This window comes from Brevibacterium sp. UBA7493 (assembly GCF_002479565.1).
Classification (GTDB): domain Bacteria; phylum Actinomycetota; class Actinomycetes; order Actinomycetales; family Brevibacteriaceae; genus Brevibacterium; species Brevibacterium luteolum.
This window is the reverse complement of sequence record NZ_DLOD01000017.1, coordinates 52,314-72,719: the sequence shown is the minus strand read 5'-3', so window position 1 is coordinate 72,719 and position 20,406 is coordinate 52,314. Positions and strand designations below refer to the sequence as shown.

Genomic DNA, 20,406 nt, shown 5'->3' with positions numbered 1-20,406 from the left:
ACAACCTCCCGAGGAAGTACAGCTAGCGAGCTCGTCATGGGTGCCGGTGCCCACGATGGCACCGTCGTCGAGGACGATGATCTGGTCGGCGTCGGTGATCGAGGCGATGCGCTGGGCGACGATGATCCGGGTGGCATGCCCGTAGTGCTCATCGAGGCCGGCGCGCAGCCGGGCATCGGTCTCGGTGTCGAGGGCGGAGAACGAGTCGTCGAACAGCAGGACCGGCGGGTTCGCCACGAGCGCGCGGGCGATCGCCAGACGCTGGCGCTGACCGCCGGAGACGTTCTGCCCGCCCTGGGCGATGCGAGCCTCCAGCCCGCCGGGCATGTCGGAGACGAACCCGGCGGCCTGGGCGACCTCGAGGGCCTGCCACAGCTGTTCATCAGTGGCCTCGGGGTTGCCGTAGCGCAGATTCGACGCGACCGTCCCGGAGAACAGGAACGCCTTCTGCGGCACCAGCCCGATCTGGGCGTGCAGCACCGCAGGGTCCAGCCGGCGTACGTCGACACCGCCGACCTCGACCATCCCGGACTGCACATCGAACAGGCGGGGGATGAGCCCGAGCAGCGTCGACTTGCCGGCACCGGTTGAGCCGATGATCGCCGTCGTCGTCCCCGGCTGGAAGGCGGCGGTGACATCGCGCAGCACCGGCGCCTCGGCCCCGGGGAACCCGAACGTCGCCGAGGCGAGCCGCACGGCGCCCGGGACCTCCACCTCGGGCACGGGGTCAACGGGCGGGTTGACCGTCGGGGCGGTGTCGAGGACCTCGCCGATGCGCTTGGCGGAGACCGCCGCGCGCGGGATCATCATCGTCATGAAGGTCGCCATCATGACGCCCATGAGGATCTGCATGAGGTACTGCATGAACGCCATCATCGTGCCGACCTCGGTGGTGCCGGCCTCGACCTGCAGGCCGCCGAACCAGATGACGGCGACCGAGGAGATGTTCAGGATGCCCATGACGAGCGGGAACATGAGCGCGAACAGCATCCCGACCTTGAAGTTCGTCTCCGTGAGCTCCCGGTTGGCGATGTCGAAGCGGCCGCGTTCGGTGGCCTCGCGGGCGAAGGCGCGGATGACGCGGATGCCGGTGAGCTGCTCGCGGGCGACGGCGTTGATCTTGTCGATGCGGGTCTGCATGATCTTGAACTGCGGGATCATCCGGGCGATGAGGATGCCGAGGGTCACGAGCAGCAGCGGCACGGCCACCAGGATGAGCCAGGAGAGCTGGACGTCCTGGCTGAGTGCCATGATGATCCCGCCCAGGGCCATCATCGGGGCCATGACGAGCATCGTGCAGCTCATGAGGATGAGCATCTGCACCTGCTGGACGTCGTTGGTGTTGCGGGTGATGAGGGTGGCCGCGCCGAAGCGGGCGACCTCGTGCTGGGAGAAGGACTGGCCGGTATGGAAGACGTCGCGGCGCAGGTCGCGGCCAGCGCGCATCGCGGTGCGCGCACCGAAGTACACCGCGATGATCATCGCGACCAGCTGCACGAAGCTCACCAGCAGCATGAGGCCGCCGAGGCGCCAGATGAGGGGCACATCGGCCTGCGCGACACCACGGTCGACGATCGCGGCGTTGAGGGTCGGCAGGTAGAGCGCGGCCAGGGACTGGACGAACTCGAAGATGAGCACGATGGCGAGCGCTCCGGTGTAGGGGCGCAGGTACCGTTTGAGCAGCGTGAGCAGCATGTCTCCCCTGATGCGGGTGGTTGACGCCGCCGAGGCGGTGGCCGGGGGCGGCGAGCGGACCTCCCGTCAGCAGTGGCGGAAGGCAGATCGTGGCACGCCTGTGGCGTGGGTGCTGGCAGATGGACACAGCGGCGGGCAGTCGTGAGTCTGCGGGCAGCTGCGCAGTGCCGGCGGGCCGACCGGCGAAGGCACTACACTACTCCGGTGGCCGTCAGATGCCTATAGCCATGTGGGTGTTCTCGCTCACAGCGCACCGGTGGTGCCGTAATCTGACGGTATGCGTCTGCGTGTAGGAGCCTACTGCGTCATCGTCGATGACGACCGTCGCCTGCTCATGTCCCGCTGGATCGAAGGACCCGCGCCGCTGTGGTCGATGCCCGGCGGCGGACTCGAGGAGGGTGAGGATCCGGCCGATGCCGCCGTGCGCGAGGTGTATGAGGAGACCGGCTATGAGGTCGCCCTGGGGGAGCTGCTGGGGATCGATTCGCTCGTCGTGCCCGGGGAGCGCCGGCTCAAACCCGGGGACACCCTGCACGCACTGCGCATTATCTACACCGCCAGCGTCACCGGCGGGCAGCTGCGCCACGAGGTCGGCGGGTCGAGCGACCGGGCCGCCTGGATCCCGCTCGATGAGCTGGCTGACCTGCCGCAGGTGGGGCTTGTGAAGATCGCGGTGGAGATGGCGGGGCTAGACTGACGAGATGGACAGCTCCCCCGCATCCCCCGACACCGCTCCAGGTCACCGCGCTCAGGGCGGTCCCACTCCCAGTGGCCGGAAGCCCCGCGCTCCGCTGGCGCTGCGCATCACTGCGATCGTCTCCGGTCTCGTGTTCGCCGTAGCGGTCGTCCTGTCGATCATGGCGATGACAGCCACCGAGGGTTGGAGGAGCATCGGCTTCGTCGCGCTCCTGGCATGGGGGTTGGCCCTCATGTTCGTGATGTGGACCGGGTTCTGGTGGATCGCCGAGATCGTCGGCCGCCGCAAGGACGAGGAGCGCCGGGCGCAGTCGGCCAGCTGACCTTCAGCTGTGCTTGCCGGGTTCGCGCGGCTTGACCGGCACGATCTCATGATCACTGCTCATGACCGCATCAACAGAGCCGAGCGCGTCGATCTCACCGAGCAGCGCCAGGGTCGGGCGCATGAGCTTGAGACGCTGGGCCTCCTCCTCGGCGATGATGTGCTTGACGTTCATCCACTCGGAGTTGTGTGCCTCAGTCGTCTGGTGCACCGCGGCATCGGCATCTTCCGGGGCGGTGACGAAGAAGTAGGTGTCGAAGCGCCGGGAGCGCCCCGGCGGGGTCACCCAGTTCGCCCACGGTTTGAGGTCCTCAGCCGCCAGCACGACGCCGGCTTCCTCGGCGACTTCGCGCATCGCACACGCCATGAGCGTCCGAGCTCCTCCCGGCAGACCCGAACACGAACTCAGGTGCCACGCCTTCTCATGGGCGTCCACCACCTCGGGCGCGGTGTCCAAGCTCGCCCCGGTCGTCTCATCGATCGGATCGACCCGGCCGCCGGGATAGACGACGACCCCGGCAGCGAAGTCCATCGTCGCCACCCGGTGCTGGACGAAGACCTCCAGGCCATCGGCACCGTCGCGGATGAGCAGCACGCTGACCGCCGGGCGGACGGGCACGGCGTGCGGGTCGGCGGGCATGACGGTCGCGTCGGTGATGTCGACGACGTCGGAGCGGTCGGTTCCCTCCGGGCCGAGATTGCGGACCATCATGCCTCCAGTCAGCTGTCACCAGGTGTGTCGTCTGTCACCCTAACCCATTAGACTGACCTGGGACGCGGCGGGCCGAGGTGCCGGCCGCGGCCTGATGCAAGACGACTGCGGCCTGCCACGGTGCCAATCGAGCGGGCTGCGCAAGTGCCGCCTGCGGCGATGAAGGAGTAGCAATGGTGCGTGAGATCAACGGGATCGCCGAGCTGGAGAAGCTCGTGGGACACGAGGTCGGGTCAAGCGACTGGGTGACGATCGACCAGGATCGGATTCAGCTCTTCGCCGATGCGACCGACGATCATCAGTGGATCCACCTCGATGAGGAGAAGGCCAAGGCCGGCCCGTTCGGCGGCACGATTGCCCACGGCTTCCTCACCCTGTCGCTGCTGCCGATGCTCTCGCAGCGCACCGTCGACGTCACCGGCATGAAGATGAAGATCAACTACGGACTCAACAAGGTCCGCTTCCCGCAGCCGGTGCCCTCTGGCGCGCGCGTGCGCGACACCATCACCCTCGACAGCGTCGAGCGCAAGGATGCCGGCGTCATGGTCATCATGACCCACGTCATTGAGATCGACGGCGCCGACCGCCCGGCCTGCATCGCCGAGAGCGTCTCGCTCATGGTCGAACAGTGAGCTCCGGGCTGCTCGCCGACCGCACCGCCGTCATCACCGGTGCCGCCCAGGGCCTCGGGTTCGCCATCGCCGAGGCGTATGCCGCCGCGGGTGCGAACCTTGTGCTGGGAGACCTCAACGGCGCGGCCGTCGCCGAGGCGGTGGAGCGTCTGGAGATCGGTGAGCGTGCTATCGGCCTCGGCTGCGATGTCGTCGCCCTGGCCGATGTCGAAGCCCTGTGCCAGAAGGCCGTCGATGCCTTCGGTGCGCTCGATGTCATGGTCAACAATGCCGGCATCACCCGCGATGCGACGATGCGCAAGATGACTGAGGAGCAGTTCGACCAGGTCATCTCCGTGCACCTGCGCGGGACGTGGAACGGGCTCAAGACCGCCTCGGGCATTATGCGCGGGCAGGAGTCAGGCGGCTCGATCGTCAACGTCTCCTCGATCTCCGGCAAGGTCGGCAATCCGGAGCAGACGAACTACTCGGCGGCCAAAGCCGGGGTCGTCGGGATGACGAAGGCCGCATGCAAGGAGGTCGGCTTCGCCGGCGTGCGCGTCAACGCGATCCAGCCCGGCCTCATCCGCACCCCGATGATCGAGGCGATGCAGGACGATGTGCTGGCCCAGCGATTGACCGAGATCCCGCTCGGCCGCTTCGGCGAACCGGCCGAGGTCGCGCAGGTCGCGCTGTTCCTCGCCTCGGACATGTCGAGCTACATGACCGGCACCGTGCTGGAGATCTCGGGTGGCCGCAATCTGTGAGGCCAGCGCGTCGGGCTGATGGCGGGCCCGGGGCTGGGTTCACAGCGCCGAGGTGTCGGCCAGATTCGCCCCCCCGGGAGCTGAAAGTCCCTGATGTTGCGGGTGACGATCGTCAAATCATGTCCCACAGCAGTGGCTGTCGGCCAGGCTTCGGGTGCATGTGCGGCGGTCAGCGCAACTCGACGAAGCACATGATGCGGTGGGGTGGAAGTGCCTTCCCATAATACCCCTATAGGGTATATGATCGCGGTGTTCGAGTCGTTCGCAATGACGACGCAGCAGCCTCACCGCCACGTTCGCGACGGTCCCAACCCCCCCGGAGGGAAGAATGAACGAACACCTCGCCCATTCAGGCGACCGCACAGACGGCAGCCAAGCCGACCATGTCGCCGGCCGTAAGCACGCCGACGCCGAGAGCCACGCCCAGTACGGCGGGCACAACCACGGTGACCACAGTGGGCATGGCGAGCACGCCGGCCACAGTGGGCACAACCACGGCGACCACAGTGGGCACGCCGGCCACAGTGGGCACGCAGGTCACGGAGACCATGTGCGGCAGTTCCGGCGGCTGTTCTGGACCATGCTCGTCCTCGCGGTCCCGGTCGTCGGCTTCAACGCAACGTTTGCTCACCTGCTCGGCTACCAACTGCCTGATACCGCCTGGGTGCCGTGGGTGTCGCCGGTGCTGGGCACCGTCATGTACGTCTGGGGCGGCTGGCCCTTCCTCGCCGGAGCCGTCTCCGAGATCCGGTCGCGCGCACCCGGCATGATGCTGCTCATCGGGCTGGCCATCACCGTCGCCTTCCTCTCGTCCTGGGGTGCCAGCCTGCACCTGCTCGATCATGAGCTGAACTTCTGGTGGGAGCTGGCGCTGCTGGTCGTCATCATGCTGCTCGGTCACTGGATCGAGATGCGCTCACTGGCCCAGACCACCTCGGCGCTGGACTCACTGGCAGCGCTGCTGCCCGATGAGGCGGAGAAGCTCGTCGGTGATGAGGTCGTCGCTGTCGCACCGGCTGACCTGGTCGTCGGAGATGTGACGATTGTGCGCCCGGGATCTGCCGTGCCTGCTGACGGCACGATCGTCGACGGCTCAGCCTCCATGGATGAGTCGATGGTCACCGGTGAGTCCGCCACCGTCCGCAGGCAGACAGGAGACCCCGTTGTCGCCGGCACGGTCGCGACGGATTCCGGACTCCGGGTCGAAGTGACCGCAACCGGAGATGACACCGCGCTGGCCGGCATCCAGAAACTCGTGACCGATGCGCAGGCCTCGTCCTCACGCGCCCAGCGGATCGCCGATGTGGCAGCCGCCTGGCTGTTCTGGTTCGCCCTCGGCGCTGCCGTCATCACTGCGGTGGTGTGGTCGCTGTTCGGTGTGCCGGGCACAGCTGTGGTGCGCACCATCACCGTTCTTGTCATCGCCTGCCCGCACGCTCTGGGCCTGGCGATCCCGCTCGTGGTCTCCATTGCCACGGAGCGCGCCGCCCGCGGGGGCGTCCTCATCAAGGACCGGCTCGCCTTGGAGTCCATGCGCAGCGTCGACGCGGTGCTGTTCGACAAGACCGGCACCCTGACCAAGGGCGAGCCCACCGTCACCGGCATCGAACCCGTCGACGGCCGCACTGGTGATGAGGTGCTGGGACTGGCGGCTGCCGCCGAATCCGACAGCGAACACCCCTTGGCGCGTGCCATCACCGCAGCAGCCGCTGGCCGTGACCTCACCGTCCCCGCCGCTCGGGAGTTCAGCTCGTCGCCGGCAGTGGGCGTGCGCGCGAGTGTCGGCGAGGCGGTCATCGAGGTCGGCGGCCCCTACTTACTCGAGCAGAGCGGCCAGCAGGAGCTGCCGGTCGCCGAGCAGTGGCGCGGCGAAGGCGCGATCATCCTCCACGTGCTGGCAGACGGCGCGGTCATCGGTGCGCTCAGGTTGGCCGATGAGATCCGTCCGGAGTCACGCGACGCGGTTGATGCCCTGCACGCAGCCGGGGCGCAGGTCGTCATGATCACCGGCGACGCACAGGCTGTTGCCGACACGGTTGCCGCAGAGCTCGGTATCGACCGCGTGTTCGCCGGGGTCCGTCCCGAGGACAAGGCCGCCAAGGTTGAGGAGCTTCAGCGTGAGGGCAGGCGCGTGGCGATGGTCGGCGACGGCGTCAACGATGCTCCCGCGCTCGCCCAGGCGGATGTCGGCATCGCGATCGGTGCGGGCACTGATGTGGCGATCGGCTCCGCTGGTGTCATCCTCGCGTCGTCAGATCCGCGTTCGGTGCTCTCGGTCTTCGAGCTCTCGCGTGCGACGTACCGGAAGATGAAGCAGAACCTGTGGTGGGCTGCCGGCTACAACCTCATCTCGGTTCCGCTTGCCGCCGGCGTCTTGGCGCCGGTCGGCTTCGTGCTGCCGATGAGCGTCGGCGCCATCCTCATGTCCGCCTCCACCGTCGTCGTGGCACTCAATGCCCAGCTGCTGCGCCGGCTCGACCTCTCACCTGCTGCCAGCACCGCTGCAGTGCTCGAGTCCTGAAGCACAGAAACGGATGAGGTCAGTCGGCCTGCGTCCACCGCTGCTGCCCGCCTGGTGAGGCAGGCTCAGTCGTCCGTGCCGGTTCCGTGCCAGCTGCGACCTCCGCCTCGGGCTCGGTGGCCCGGCCTGCTGCGGTCGACTCTGCCGCCGTCGACGTCCCCGCGGGGACGTCCCCTGCTGCAACCGGCTCCTCATCGACACCGTGCGTGCGCAGCTCACCGGCCCGGTAGGCGTGGTAGTAGGCGACGACGACCTCATCATCGGAATGCCGGGTCGTCAGGCTGACCGCGATGAGCACGATGGCCGAGGTGATGAGACCGGGCAGGATCTCGTGGATGCCGAAGGGCTGGCCGGAGAAGCGCCACACGAGTGAGACGGCCATTGCAGCGATCATCGACCACACGACCCCGCGCTTCGTCGCCCGCTTCCAGAACATCGCCGCCAGTACCGGCATGACGAGCGTGGTCGCGGTGAAGGACAGAGCCACCTGGTAGATCGCGATGATGTCCTTGATGGCCAGGGCGATCCCGAGCCCGATGACCGCCATCGCCGCGACCGAGATCCGGGACACGGTGAGGATCTGGTCGTCGGTGGCGCGCGGGTTGACCCAGCCCTGGTAGATGTCCTTGGAGATGTTGATCGCACCCGAGAGCAGGAACGACGTCGCTCCGGTCAGCAGTGCGGCCAGCAGCGAGACCATCAGCAGCCCGCCGATCGAGCCGTGGAAGATCTCGGCGATGAATGAGGTGTAGATGACATCGGGCATGGTGCCGGCAGGGAACATCTGCAGGGCGGCGATGCCGATGACGATCGCCGCCGCGCCGATGATCACGGAGACGGCGAAGCCGATGACGACCGCCCAGATGCCGACCCGGTCGCTCTTGGCTGCGGTGAGCCGCTGCCAGGTCGTCTGCCAGACGATGTAGAACGGTCCGAAGATGAGGAACCAGTTGAGCAGCTCGATGCCGCCGATCGAGGTGAAGGAGAAGTGATCGGCCGGGGTGCTTTCGATGATCGTGCCGATCCCGCCGACGTAGTTGATGCCCATGATGAGCGTGATGATGACACCGGCGAGGATCACGAAGGTCTGGATCGCATCCGTCCAGGCGACACTCGGCATCCCGCCGACGAGCGTGAACGCCAGGGTGACGACGAAGCCGGCGAGGATGCCCCAGAACACGGTGAGGTCGGTGATCGAGGCGAGGATCGCGCCCATGCCCACCAGCTGCATGCCGAACGTCGGGGTCATGTACAGCAGCCCGACGATGAGGGCCGGGATGAGGGCTGCGACTTTGCCGAAGCGGCGGGCGAAGAGCTCAGGCACCGTGTAGAGCCGCAGCCGGCGGATGACCGGGCCGAGCAGCAGCACAGCGGCGATGGTGAAGCTGGCGTAGGCCACACCGGTGATGTTGTACGACAGCCCCATCTCGAAACCCTTGCCCGCACCGCCGATGAGGGCGGCCGAACCGGTGACGGTGGCGATGACCGAACCGCAGATGGGGAAGAACCCGAGTCTGAAGTCGGCCATGACATAGCCGTCAGCGCTCTTGACGCGAGTCGTGGCGACGACGCTGATGACGAGCAGCAGCAGCAGGAAGCCGATGATCCACACGAGATACCAGTTCATGGGCGCAGGTTCTCCATCCCCGTTGATGAATATCCATCCTCATTGATGAATGCGTATTCCCTCACCATCCCGGCGATCATCGCGGGTGGCCAGGACCAGTTCCGTCACGCCCGATGGGTCCAGCACGGTGGTGGCGCAGGTGCGCTCAGTCGCCGGTGAGCACAGGCGCGAGCGCGGCGGCCGCCGCGTCGACGGCGGCCTGGGGATCCTCCCCGGCGGCGATGAGCACGAACCCGCCGGTCGCCGGTCCCTCGGTCGGCCGGACGTCGACGCGGCGTCCGGACAGCTGGACGGAATGCGCCGTTCCCGAGGCGGTGGACACGATCCCCTTCGCCCGCACGAGGGTGCCCGCGAGCGTATCGAGCACGGCGGTGAGCGCATCGACATCGACGGCTCCGGTGATATCGAGCGTGCGGGTGGCATGCGCGCTCGCATGCTGCAGCGCGGCAGCTGGGGGAGTGGTAGGCGTGGAAGCGGCCTGCGGCCGGGCCGGCTGGACAGGCGCGGCGCGATCCGCGGCACCCGCTTCGGGCACGGGAGTGCTGAGCGCCTGCGCTGCGCTCGCGTCGGGATCAGCCGGATCCTGGGCGATGACGACCGCCTCCGCTGCGGCCCTCCGACAGGAGGCCACGGCTGCTTCGACCTCTGGCGGTGAGGCGAGGTCCGTCTTCGTCACGAGCACCACCTCGGCGGCGGCGAGCTGGCCTGCGACCGCATCGCCGACATAGACGTCATCCAGCTGGCGCACGATCGAGGTTGCATCGGCGCAGACGAGCACAGGGCCAGCGGTGAAGCCGGGATAGCTGCGCCAGCTGGCCAGCTGGCCGGGATCGCCGACCCCGCTGACCTCGCACAGCACCTGATCGAGGTCGTCGCGGGCGGCCAGTGCGCTCATGGTGCGCAGCGCATCGTCGCTGAGCTGGCAGCAGATGCAGCCGTTCGTCAGCTCGATGGTGTCGTCATCGGCTGCGGCGATGAGCGCGGCATCGATGTTGACCGCCCCGAAGTCGTTGACGACGACCGCGGTGCGCCCGGGCAGGATGCCTGACAGCAGCCGGTTGACCAGCGTCGACTTGCCTGCGCCCAGGTAGCCGCCGATGATCCCGAGCCGGGCACCGGAACGAGGGTCACCGGCACGGGTTCTACCCGCCGGGCTGGTCACCGCGTCGTCTGCCGCAGGTGCGGTCACTGGCCATCCGCTCCCGAGGTGCCGGCCGGCTCGACGACAGAGGCGTAGTGCTGCCCGCCGACCATGGTGCCGCGGACATGGATCTGACCAACCGCTTCGGGCGCGACCTCATAGGGGTCGGCGTCGAGGACGGCGACATCGGCGAACTTGCCGGCCTCGAGCGAACCGACCTCGTGATCCATCTTCAGCAGATACGCAGCCCCGAGGGTGACCGCTTCGAGTGCGTCATCGAGGCTGATCCGCTCGTGTTCGCCCATCACCCGGCCGGAGACCGTCAACCGGGTGACGGCATGCTTGACGGTGTGCAGCGGCCCGAGCGGGGTGACCGGGGTGTCCGAATGCAGGGTGATCGGCACTCCGGTCCGCAGTGCGGTCGCCGCCGCGTTCATCCGCGCAGCCCGGTCGGGCCCGACGGTGATGTCCATGTGCTGGTCGCCCCACGCCCAGATGTGGTTGGCGAAGATGTTCGCCCCGGCACCCAGAGCCTTCATCCGCTTGTACTGCGCCTGCGTTGTCAGCTGCGAGTGCGTGCACGTGTGCCGGTGATCCGGACGCGGGTGGGCGATGAGCGCGGCTTCGAGTGCGTCAAGGAACAGTTGCGTGGTCTGGTCGCCGTTGCAGTGGACATGGATGAGCAGTCCGGCTTCGTGGAAGATGCGGAAGGCCTCGATGAACTCCTCCGGGGCGACACCCCAGATGCCGTTGGGCTCATCGCCGAAGTAGCCCGGCTCCATCATCCGGGCGGTGAAGCCCTGGATCGAACCGTCGAGCATGAGTTTGACGTTGCCGAACCGCAGCCGGTCGGTCGAGGTCTCCCGCAGCTCGATGAGCCTTTGGGCGGCCTCCGGCATCGACAGCGCGACCTCGCCGACGCCAGCACCGAAGTGGAAGACGTTGATCCGGACCGGGAAGTCGGCATCGACGGTCGAGCGGAACAGCTCAACACCTTCGTCTTCCATGAGGATCGTCGTGCCGAGGTCGGTCAGCGTCGTGGTGCCGGTGTTGACGCCCTCCTGGCTGAACCGGCGCAGGGCGGTCGCGTTGATGTTCAGCAGCCCGCCGCCGTCGGTCAGCTCACCGGCCAGTGCCATCGCCGCGAACTCCTGCAGTTCGCCGTTCGGGTTGCCGTCTTCGTCCTTGACGACGCCGGTCACCTCGGTCGAGGCGTCGATGCCGCAGCGGGCCATGGCAGCGGAGTTGACCGTCGAGACGTGCCCGCTGGTATGGGTGACGTGGATCGGCCGTGTCGTCGAGACGCGGTCGAGGTGGGCGGCGACGAGCCGGTCGCCGGGGAAGTAGATCGGGTCGAGCCCCCACGCCAGCAGCGGCTCCTCCGGATCGGTGAGCTCCGCCTCGGCTTCGCGCAGCCGATCGAGCACCGCGTCAAGGGTCCGGCAGCCGGGCCACCGGCGGCCATCGGGGTCGATCCGGTCGACGAGCCCGACGTAGGTCGAGGCCCACACATTGCCGGAGCCTGCGTGCGAGTGCGCTTCGACGAAGCCGGGCAGCAGCACCGCCTCGGCGTAGCGGTCGTCGATGACCGCGTTCGGGTAGGTCAGCAGCTCCTCGACCGTGCCCACCGCACGGATCCTGTCACCGCGCACGGCGATCGCCTCGGCGGTGGGCCGGGCCGGATCCATCGTGCGGACGATGCGGGCGGGGTAGACGATGGTCGGTTCCATTGCTCTCCTATCGACGCTGATGAGGGCGGCACCGCGCGGGCACCTGCCGCCAGTCCACCATCTGCACCGGCCGGCGGCAAGCACCAGATCAGCCGGTGATGATGAGTCCAGATGCGCCCGTGCGCATGAGTCCGGGCCGCCACCGCGTTCCCGAGGCGGTGGGCCGCTGGCAGGTGCAGGTGATCTGACCCCTCGAGCCGCATGGGAAGCTGCCGCGCACCCACAGCTCTCGCCGGTCAGCGGGTGTGGGGATGCTCTGCAGCGCCTTTGCTCAGATGGAATCAGTTGGGCGCAATCCAATCGCGGCCACGGCGCAGACATGGGCGGCGGTGTCTTCGATCAGAGGTACTGTGTTCTGCAACAGTGCCTCCAGCTGGGCGGCTCCGGGTGCGATCGAGAACGCTGCAGCCAACCCGGCGCGGCGGCACTCAGCGGGGGTGAGTTTCACCGTTCCGGCAACTGCGATCACCGGGACCCCCTGTGGGGTGCAGCGCAGGACAGCGTCGACGACCTTGCCGGCCAGAGACTGCGAATCCAGAGAGCCTTCGCCTGTGAGCACCAGATCTGCGCGAGCAAGCGTCTCGGCAAGGCCGACTGCCTCGGCTACCAGCTGCGCGCCGGGCAGCGTCTCCGCATCGAGCAGGGTCGCCAGCGTGACAGGGATCCCTCCTGCGGCGCCGAAGCCGTCGCGGGCACAGAGGCGTTCCGCAGAGGCTGAACCGGCCAGTTCGGAAACTTCGACATGCGTGCTGAGCACGCTTGCCAGCTGGGTGAGGCCGGCGTCAAGGACGGCGATGTCCTCGGCGGTGGCGCCCTTCTGAGGCCCGAAGACGGCTGCTGCACCACGAGGGCCGGTCAGCGGATTGTCGACGTCGACGGCGATCCGCCATCGCACCTGCTGTGCCCGCGGGTGGAGCCCGCTCGTGTCGATCTCAGTGATGTCGGCCAGACCGTGGCCTCCGGCCTCTACTTCTTTGCCGGCCGAATCGAGAAACCGGGCGCCGAGTGCGCGCAGCAGGCCAGTTCCGCCGTCGGTGCTGGCGGAGCCGCCGATGCAGAGCAGGATCTCATCGACTTCGTCGAGCACGCGGGCGGCGATCATTCCGACGCCGTAGCTATCGGCTCGCAACGGCAGCAGGTCGGCGTCGGAGACCTGCGGCAGACCATTAGCCTGGGCAGCCTCAATGACAGCGGTCTGACCGTTGGGAGAACGTCCGAAGAGAGCGGCGGCTGGTCGCCCGATGGCATCGACGACGCGGACCACCTCGGCTTCGGTGCCCCAGGCGGCCAGCAGCGCCTCCAGCGTTCCCTCACCGCCGTCGGCGAACGGCAGCTCGACCACGTCTGACTCAGGAAACGCCTGCTGAGCGCCTCGGGCCAGTGCGCTGGCAGCCTCGGCTGCGGTAACCGACCCTTTGAAGGAATCGGGGACGCAGACGATGCGCGGGTGCGGGGCTGTCATAGGAGACTCCTTTGTGAGTCGCGGCGCCGCGGCTGCGGATATATCCGCAGCGACCGGAGGAGGGCTGGAAGGTCAGGTAGCAGAGAGCTCGTGGGCGATCCCCGCGGCAGCGTCCTGCAGCAGCGGAACGGCTTTGTCAGCGAACGACTGATCCATCCGGCTGGTGGGTCCGGAGACCGAGATCGCCATCGGTGTCGGCGCCTCGGGAACGGCGACGGAGAAACACCGGACCCCAAGCTCCTGCTCTTGTTCGTCCACCGCATAGCCGCGCTCCCGGATCCGCTCCAGTTCGGCCTCCAGGTCCTCGAGCGTAGCGATGCTGTGTGGAGTCGGCGTCGGCATCCCGGCGGTCTCGACGATGCGGCGGACCTGTTCTGCCGGCAACTGCGAGAGGATTGCCTTGCCGACTCCCGTGTCGTGAGTATGCGTCCGGCGGCCGACCTCGGTGAACATCCGCATCTGCTGTGAGGATGGGACCTGATCTGCGTAGACGACCATGTCACCGTCGAGCACCGCGACGTTGGCGCTTTCGCTTAGCTCGTTGACGAGTGCGCGCAGGTACGGACGGGCGATCGTGCCAAGCTGTTCTCCGGCGAGGTTCCCGAGGCGGATGAGGCTGGGGCCCAGGGCGTAGCCCCGATCGGAGAGCTGGCGGGCGGCGCCGAGACCGACGAGTGTTTTGAGCAGGCGGTGGATCGTGGGCATCGGCAGGTCGACGGAGGCGGAGAGTTCGCTGAGAGTGGTGCGCCCGCCAGCGTCTGCGATGTGATTCAGCAGATCAAATGCACGTTCGACTGACTGGACGCCGCCTCGCGCGGAACGGCTGGATGGCTCTTCGTCTGCGGTGCGCGGCATGATGCGTGGTTCCTCCTGGCGGGAAGCGGGTCGAGATCCAGTGAACGGCACTCCGGCGGATCACTGCGCCGTCGAAAACGCCTGTGGCTGCGAGTCTACCGACTGGTCGCTATATCGCATAGCAGAAACCTTCAATCGGTATGCGGAATACTGGGCTTTGTGGGAGGCTCATAGCGCAGTGATTTCCCGGATACTCGGTCGCGCGGCGGATGGCTGGGCCGACTGCACTGGCTGCACTGCAGTCGCCACGTACGGCTCAGCGCTGGGCTGGGCGGCTCTGCATACCAGCCGTCATCACCGGGAGAGCAGCTCGACCATCCCGGTGATGACGGCGTTGGCGTCTCCGGCGTCGATGTCGACGGTCTGGTGCCGGTCGTAGAAGACGCTGAGATCGAGTCCGACGCCCAGGCCGGCGATCTCGACCTGGCCGCTGGCCGTCCACTGATCGACGGTGCGGCGCAGGTGGGCGCCGAGGTACTCCTCGTCATTGGCATTGGCCGTCACCGCATCCGAGGGGCTGCCATCGGAGATGACGAGCACGACCTTCCGTTCGGCGTCGCGGCGGGCCAGCCGGGCAGCCGCCCAGTCGAGCGCCTCCCCGTCGAGGCCCTCCTTGTACAGATCCGCGCGCAGCAGCGCGGCCAGCCCTGCCCGGCCGCGCCGGTAGCCGGCATCGGCATCGAGGAGCACCATGTGCCGGCGCTCGGCGATCCGCCCGACGCCCAGGGGTGAGCCGGCCTTCTGCCAGTCCTTCTTCGCCCGCCCGCCGGTCCATGAGCGCGTCGTGAAGCCGAGCACCTCGACACTCATGCCGAGGGCGTCGCCTGCCCGGGCGAAGGTGTCGACGGCCGAGGCGATGGCGAACTGGTGGGTGCGCATCGAACCGGAGCAGTCGATGAGCACCGTGAGCGCAAGCTCGGTGCGCGGGACGATCCGCTCGGTCTCGAACACGAGCGTCTGGCTCGGGGCGGCTACGAGCTGGGCGAGGCGGCGCCGATCGAGCCGGCCCTCTGGCTGCCCTGCATCGAAGCCGTCAGTGCCCGGCCGGGCGAGCTCACGCTCGAGCCGGTGGGTCAGCCGGTGAACAGAGAGCCCGCGTTCGCTGATCGCCTCATCGAGCCGGCGGCGCAGCTCCCGCAGCCTGCCCGGGCGCACGAGCTTGAGCGCGGTCGTCGTCTCGTCATAGGCGCGGGTGAACACCGCATACTGCCCAGCGGCGTCGCTGAGCGTCTGCGACTGCCCGAGCCCTGCGACCACACCGTTGTCAGCGTCGTCTTCGGCTTCACGCTCCTCATCGAAGAGCGCCAGTTCCGGGGCGCGCCCGCTCCGCCCGCCGCGGGCCAGCTCATCCTCGGCCGCGGCCTCCTCGGCCAGGGCTGCGACGATGCCCGCCAGCTCAAGAGCCGGGCCGGCGAAAGACCCTTGGTCATGGCGGTTCCGCCTCAGCTGCCGCAGCGGGGCGCCGATCTTCTCGGCCAGATCGAAGCGTGTGTGCTCGAGCAGATCCTCCAGGTGCGCGGGAATCGCGACAGCGAGGATCCGCGAGCGGGCAGTATGGGCGAGGGTGAAGATGATGAGCCCGACCTTCGTGTCGATGAGCCCGGAGGCCAGGAATTCATCAGACCATTCAGCGAAGCGCAGCGCCAGATTCCTTCTTGCGCCCGGCGCCGAATCCGGCACAAGCGACTCGACCCGCAGCTGTTCGAGCAGATCGAAGACCGTCCGGGCGGCCGGCTCGGCCGGCCGCAGCGACCGGTGCAGGTCCCGGTTCGAGGCCTTCCACCGCAGCCACACGGCATCCGCGATCCCGCGCAGGGAGGCGAGGGACGCCTCGGGCGCGGGATCCAAGTGCAGGGCCGGCACCGCCAGCCGCTTGGGCCCGTCGTAGAGCCGGCCGCCGCGATGATGCAGGCCCGGCCGCCCGGTCGCAGCCCGGGCCTGGGCGTCAGCGAGCTCGCGGAAATGCTCGCGCCGGCGCGTGGTCCGCGGGCTCTCCTGGGCACCCGGCGGCGGCCCGCCGGTCGCGGTCGTCGGGTCGGCGGTCAGCGGGGCACCCGCGCCCGAGGCGGTGGTCGGCTGGGTGCTCATGCTCAGGCTCCGGCTGGGGTCAGCGACCCGGGGGCGGCCTCGGTGATCTCGGCGTCGAAGCAGCGCTGGTAGTACTCGGCGACGATGCCCTTCTCGTACTCATCGCAGCGGTTGAGGAAGGACAGACGGAAGGCGCGCTCGCGCTCGCCGAAGATCTCGATGTTTTCCGCCCAGGTCACCACGGTGCGCGGGGACATGAGGGTGGAGAGGTCACCGACCCTGAAGCCCTCGCGGGTGAGGTTGGCCAGGCGGACCATCGCCTCGATCGTCTCGGCCTCCAGGCTCGGGACGCGGGCGGCGACGATCGAGGCCTCGACATCCGGGTCGAGGGCTGAGAGGTGGGCGACGACCGACCAGCGGTCGAGCTGGGCGTGGTTGAGGCGCTGGACGCCGTGGTACATGCCGGTGACATTGCCCAGCCCCACGGTGTTGGCAGTCGCAAAGAGCCTGAAGCCCGGGTGCGGGGCGATGACGGTCGACTGGTCGAGCAGGGTGAGCCGGCCCTCGCGCTCGAGCAGGCGCTGGATGACGAACATGATGTCGGGCCGGCCGGCATCGTACTCATCGAGCAGCAGGGCGACCGGGCGGCGGACGGCCCACGGCAGGATGCCCTCGCGGAACTCGGTGACCTGCTTGCCGTCATCGAGGGTGACGACATCGCGGCCGATGAGGTCGAGGCGTGAGATCTGCCCGTCGAGGTTGACGCGCATGCACGGCCAGTTCAGCCGCGCGGCGACCTGCTCGATGTGGCTGGACTTGCCGGTGCCGTGCAGACCCTGGACGAGGACCCGGCGGTTCTTCGCGTATCCCGACAGGATCGCCAGTGTCACATCCGGGTCGAAGTGGTGGGCCTCGTCGATCGCCGGGACGAGCTCATTGGGCTCTGAGAACGCAGGAACCTTAAGGTCGCGGTCGATGCCGAAGACCTCGCGGGCGCTGACGGTGGTGTCCGGGACGCAGGCGGTGTCGGTCAGGTCCGGTGTCGTCGGTGTCATGGGTGCCTCCTCAGGTGGTGGCGGCAGCATCATCGCTGCCGGCATCGGCGCTGTCGTCGGTGGGGTGGCTGTGGGCGGCGATCTGCTCGGCGGCCCGGCGCAGCACCGGCACCAGGTCGACGCAGTCGGCGGTGCTCAGCCGCAGGGCCGGGGCCTGCACGGCCACGCACAGGTTCGAGATCCCGGACGGATCCGGGATGAGCACGGCGGCGCACACGAGCCCGGCGAGGTACTCCTCGTCATCGATCCCGTAGCCGAGCTCGGCGGCGCGCGCCACCTCGGCCTCGACCGCCTCGGGATCGGTGATCGTGTTCGGGGTGAAGCTGCGCAGCGGGGCGGTGCCGAGCAGCTGGCGGCGGGCAGCCGAGCGCAGCTGGGAGAGCAGCAGCTTGCCCGAGGCCGAGGCGTGGGCCGGCACGCGCGAACCGGGCGCCAGGGTCACGCGCAGGGGCTCGGTGGTCTCGACGCGGTCGAGGTAGACCACCTCGTGACCGGACAGGGCGGTGATGTTGCAGCTCTCGCCGATCTCGGCGACGAGCTCGGCGAGGATCCGGTTGCGGTTGCCGAAGTGCACATCGGTCAGCAGGGTCCGTTCGGCCATCCGCCGCATCCGCGGGCCGGTGCGGAACCGGCGGCCGTCGCCGTCGCGCAGGACCATGCCGGCGTCTTCGAGCTGCTGGAGCATCCGGTGCAGGGTGGGCTTCGGCAGGCCGGTCTCCTCGGTCAGGCCCTGCAGGGTCGAGGGCGTCTCACGGGTGGCGATGAGCTCGAGGAGGGACAGATGCCGCTGGACCGGGGTGTCACCGATGAGTCCGCGGCCGGTCTCCACCGCCTCGGCGGCGGGATGGGCGGCGGTCCCCACGATCTCTGCGGTGCTCACGATTCCTCCAGTCTGCGCCCCGGATCGGCGACGCCAGCGAACGTTCTGTCTCGAAAAGTATTGCAGACTGTTCGCAATTTTGGAATATGTGTTGACGTGTGGGGTGCTCGGTCTCTAGAGTGAAGCACGCAACAGTAATCGGAACGGACTGTTCCGTTATCGGGAACATTGGAGTTCACGGACCAGAAGGAGGTCGGGAGCAATGGCTTCGACCAAGACAGGACGCGAGGTCGTCAAGGGCGTACAGCGGATGACGCCGTCGGAGGCCTTCGTCGAGACCCTCGTCGCCAACGACGTTGAGACGATCTTCGGCATCATGGGATCGGCATTCATGGATGCGATGGACATCTTCGCCCCGGCCGGCATCGAGCTGGTGCCCGTCGTGCACGAGCAGGGCGCGGCCCACATGGCCGACGGCTACTCGCGCGCCTCCGGCCGCCACGGCGTGGTGATCGGCCAGAACGGCCCGGGCATCTCGAACTGCGTGACCGCGATCGCCGCCGCCTACTGGGCGCACAGCCCGGTCGTCATCGTCACCCCGGAGGCCGGCACCAACGGCATCGGCCTCGGCGGCTTCCAGGAAGCCAACCAGCTGCCGATGTTCCAGGAGTTCACCAAGTACCAGGGCCACGTGTCCAACCCGGCCCGGATGGCCGAGTTCACCGCCCGCTGCTTCGACCGCGCCAAGGCCGAGATGGGCCCGACCCAGCTCAACATCCCGCGCGACTACTTTTACGGCGAGATCGAGACCGAGATCCGCGAACCGGCCGTCATCGACCGCGGCCCCGGCGGCCCCGAGTCCCTCGACCGTGCCGCCAAGCTGCTGGCCGAGGCGGAGTTCCCCGTCATCGTCTCCGGCGGCGGCGTCGTGTTCGCCGACGGAGTCGAGGAGTGCAAGGCCCTGGCCGAGCGCCTCGGCGCCCCGGTCGTCAACTCCTACCAGCACAACGACTCCTTCCCCGCCTCCCACCCGCTGTGGTGCGGACCGCTGGGCTACCAGGGCTCGAAGGCCGGCATGAAACTCATCAAGGACGCCGACGTCGTCCTCGCCCTCGGCACCCGCCTCGGGCCCTTCGGCACCCTGCCGCAGCACGGCCTGAACTACTGGCCGGAGGACGCCAAGATCATCCAGGTCGACGCCGATGCCGACATGCTCGGACTCGTCAAGAAGATCGAGGTCGGCGTGCTCGGCGATGCCAAGCAGGCAGCCTCCGCACTGCTCGAGCGGCTGAATAACCTCGACGTCGCCTCGGACAAGACCAAGGATCAGCGCGCTGAGCGGATCCGCAGCGAGAAGGACGCCTGGGAGAAGGAGCTCTCGGAGTGGACCGAGGAGCGCGACGACTTCTCGCAGGACATGATCGCCGAAGCCGAGGAGGAAGAGGGCAACTGGCTGCACCCGCGCCAGGTGCTGCGCGCCCTCGAAGAGGCCATGCCCGAGCGCGTCATGGTCTCGACTGACATCGGCAACATCAACTCGGTCGCCCACTCCTACCTGCGCTTCGAGGAGCCGCGGTCGTTCTTCGCCCCGATGTCGTTCGGCAACTGCGGCTACGCGCTGCCGACGATCATCGGCGCCAAGAAGGCCTGCCCGGAGCGCCCGGCGATCGCCTACGCCGGCGACGGCGCCTGGGGCATGTCGATGGTCGAGGTCATGACGGCCGTCCGCCACGACATCCCGGTCACCGCGGTCGTGTTCCACAACCGCCAGTGGGGTGCGGAGAAGAAGAACCAGGTGGAGTTCTACAACCGCCGCTTCGTCGCCGCCGAGATCGACACCGACTCGTTCGCTGAGATCGCCCGCGCGATGGGTGCTGAGGGTGTCACCGTCGATCAGCTCGACGAGGTCGGCCCCGCGCTCAAGGCCGCGATCGATGCGCAGATGAACGAAGGCAAGACGACCGTCATCGAGATCATGTGCAACCGTGAGCTCGGCGACCCGTTCCGCCGCGATGCGCTCAAGAAGCCGGTCCGCCTGCTCGACAAGTACAAGGACTACGTCTGATCCGCGTACGCCAGCAGCCACCGTGTGTGATCAGTCGGTGACCGACTGCTGGGCCGCGTGGTCCCGCTGACGCACCTCAGGCGCAGCGCCGACTCCCGTGAGAGGGCCGGCGCTGCGCCTTTTTGCGTGGGCGGCGGCTGGGCGGAGCGGGGTGAGGCGGGGTGTGGCCGGGTGTGACGGGGAAAGTTTGTAGACCTATTCATATTTTCGGACCCCCAAAATATGAATAGGTCTACAAACTTCTCGTCGCGCTGACTGCGGGCCGCGGAAGCACGACGGGAAAGTTAGAAAAGAGTTTC

Annotated in this window: 16 protein-coding genes; 6 read left to right on the top strand and 10 right to left on the bottom strand. The window is 68.1% G+C overall.

Annotated features, from left to right (window positions below):
* Positions 1–1,695, bottom strand: a 1,695-nt coding sequence (locus B4E96_RS11450; RefSeq protein ID WP_286957644.1) for an ABC transporter ATP-binding protein, incomplete at its 3' end; no start/stop codon positions are given.
* Positions 1,696–1,972: 277 nt separating this feature from the next.
* On the opposite strand from B4E96_RS11450, the gene B4E96_RS11445 reads away from it, so the two are divergent.
* Positions 1,973–2,392, top strand: a complete 420-nt coding sequence (locus B4E96_RS11445) for an NUDIX hydrolase (RefSeq protein ID WP_286957643.1) — start codon at positions 1,973–1,975, stop codon at positions 2,390–2,392.
* Positions 2,393–2,396: 4 nt separating this feature from the next.
* Positions 2,397–2,714, top strand: coding sequence for a hypothetical protein (locus B4E96_RS11440; protein ID WP_286957642.1), 318 nt, complete (start codon positions 2,397–2,399; stop codon positions 2,712–2,714).
* A 3-nt stretch (positions 2,715–2,717) separates the two neighbouring features.
* Here the strand turns inward: B4E96_RS11440 and B4E96_RS11435 are convergent, their stop codons facing one another.
* Positions 2,718–3,425: an NUDIX hydrolase gene (locus B4E96_RS11435; protein WP_286957640.1), complete on the bottom strand. Its 708-nt coding sequence runs from the start codon at positions 3,423–3,425 to the stop codon at positions 2,718–2,720.
* 173 nt (positions 3,426–3,598) lie between these two features.
* Between B4E96_RS11435 and B4E96_RS11430 the strand changes: the two genes are divergently transcribed.
* The 3 genes from B4E96_RS11430 to B4E96_RS11420 all read left to right on the top strand — a co-directional run bounded on the left by B4E96_RS11430 (position 3,599) and on the right by B4E96_RS11420 (position 7,324).
* On the top strand, positions 3,599–4,057 hold the full coding sequence (locus B4E96_RS11430) for a MaoC family dehydratase (RefSeq protein WP_170273703.1): 459 nt from the start codon (positions 3,599–3,601) through the stop codon (positions 4,055–4,057).
* Positions 4,054–4,803 carry a 3-oxoacyl-ACP reductase FabG gene (fabG, locus tag B4E96_RS11425; RefSeq protein ID WP_286957639.1) on the top strand — a complete coding sequence of 250 codons (750 nt, stop codon included), beginning with the start codon at positions 4,054–4,056 and terminating at the stop codon, positions 4,801–4,803. Before B4E96_RS11430 ends, fabG begins: the two co-directional genes overlap by 4 nt.
* A gap of 328 nt (positions 4,804–5,131) precedes the next feature.
* Positions 5,132–7,324 carry a heavy metal translocating P-type ATPase gene (locus B4E96_RS11420; RefSeq protein WP_286957638.1) on the top strand — a complete coding sequence of 731 codons (2,193 nt, stop codon included), beginning with the start codon at positions 5,132–5,134 and terminating at the stop codon, positions 7,322–7,324.
* A gap of 19 nt (positions 7,325–7,343) precedes the next feature.
* Here the strand turns inward: B4E96_RS11420 and B4E96_RS11415 are convergent, their stop codons facing one another.
* The 8 genes from B4E96_RS11415 to B4E96_RS11380 all read right to left on the bottom strand — a co-directional run bounded on the left by B4E96_RS11415 (position 7,344) and on the right by B4E96_RS11380 (position 18,102).
* A complete protein-coding gene (locus tag B4E96_RS11415; RefSeq protein ID WP_286957637.1) occupies positions 7,344–8,951 on the bottom strand; it encodes a sodium:solute symporter family protein in 1,608 nt (535 codons plus the stop codon).
* 145 nt (positions 8,952–9,096) lie between these two features.
* The gene (locus tag B4E96_RS11410; RefSeq protein ID WP_286957636.1) at positions 9,097–10,140 is read right to left on the bottom strand and encodes a CobW family GTP-binding protein; all 1,044 of its coding nucleotides are present in this window, start codon (positions 10,138–10,140) and stop codon (positions 9,097–9,099) included.
* Positions 10,137–11,822 (bottom strand): amidohydrolase, encoded by a 1,686-nt coding sequence (locus B4E96_RS11405; protein WP_286957635.1) that lies wholly within the window; start codon positions 11,820–11,822, stop codon positions 10,137–10,139. The genes B4E96_RS11410 and B4E96_RS11405 overlap by 4 nt, the downstream gene beginning before the upstream one ends.
* 271 nt (positions 11,823–12,093) lie before the next feature.
* Complete coding sequence (locus B4E96_RS11400) at positions 12,094–13,284, bottom strand: glycerate kinase (protein ID WP_286957634.1); 1,191 nt, start codon at positions 13,282–13,284, stop codon at positions 12,094–12,096.
* 72 nt (positions 13,285–13,356) lie between these two features.
* A complete protein-coding gene (locus B4E96_RS11395; protein ID WP_286957633.1) occupies positions 13,357–14,139 on the bottom strand; it encodes an IclR family transcriptional regulator in 783 nt (260 codons plus the stop codon).
* Positions 14,140–14,433: 294 nt separating this feature from the next.
* Entirely contained in the window at positions 14,434–16,227 is a 1,794-nt protein-coding gene (locus B4E96_RS11390) for a cobaltochelatase CobT-related protein (protein WP_286957632.1), read from the bottom strand.
* A gap of 2 nt (positions 16,228–16,229) precedes the next feature.
* Positions 16,230–17,222: an AAA family ATPase gene (locus B4E96_RS11385; RefSeq protein ID WP_286957630.1), complete on the bottom strand. Its 993-nt coding sequence runs from the start codon at positions 17,220–17,222 to the stop codon at positions 16,230–16,232.
* A gap of 10 nt (positions 17,223–17,232) precedes the next feature.
* Positions 17,233–18,102 carry an IclR family transcriptional regulator gene (locus B4E96_RS11380; RefSeq protein ID WP_286957629.1) on the bottom strand — a complete coding sequence of 290 codons (870 nt, stop codon included), beginning with the start codon at positions 18,100–18,102 and terminating at the stop codon, positions 17,233–17,235.
* Positions 18,103–18,304: 202 nt separating this feature from the next.
* Here B4E96_RS11380 and xsc point away from each other — a divergent pair, with 202 nt between their 5' ends.
* Positions 18,305–20,107: a sulfoacetaldehyde acetyltransferase gene (gene xsc, locus B4E96_RS11375; protein WP_286957628.1), complete on the top strand. Its 1,803-nt coding sequence runs from the start codon at positions 18,305–18,307 to the stop codon at positions 20,105–20,107.
* Positions 20,108–20,406 lie beyond the last annotated feature (299 nt).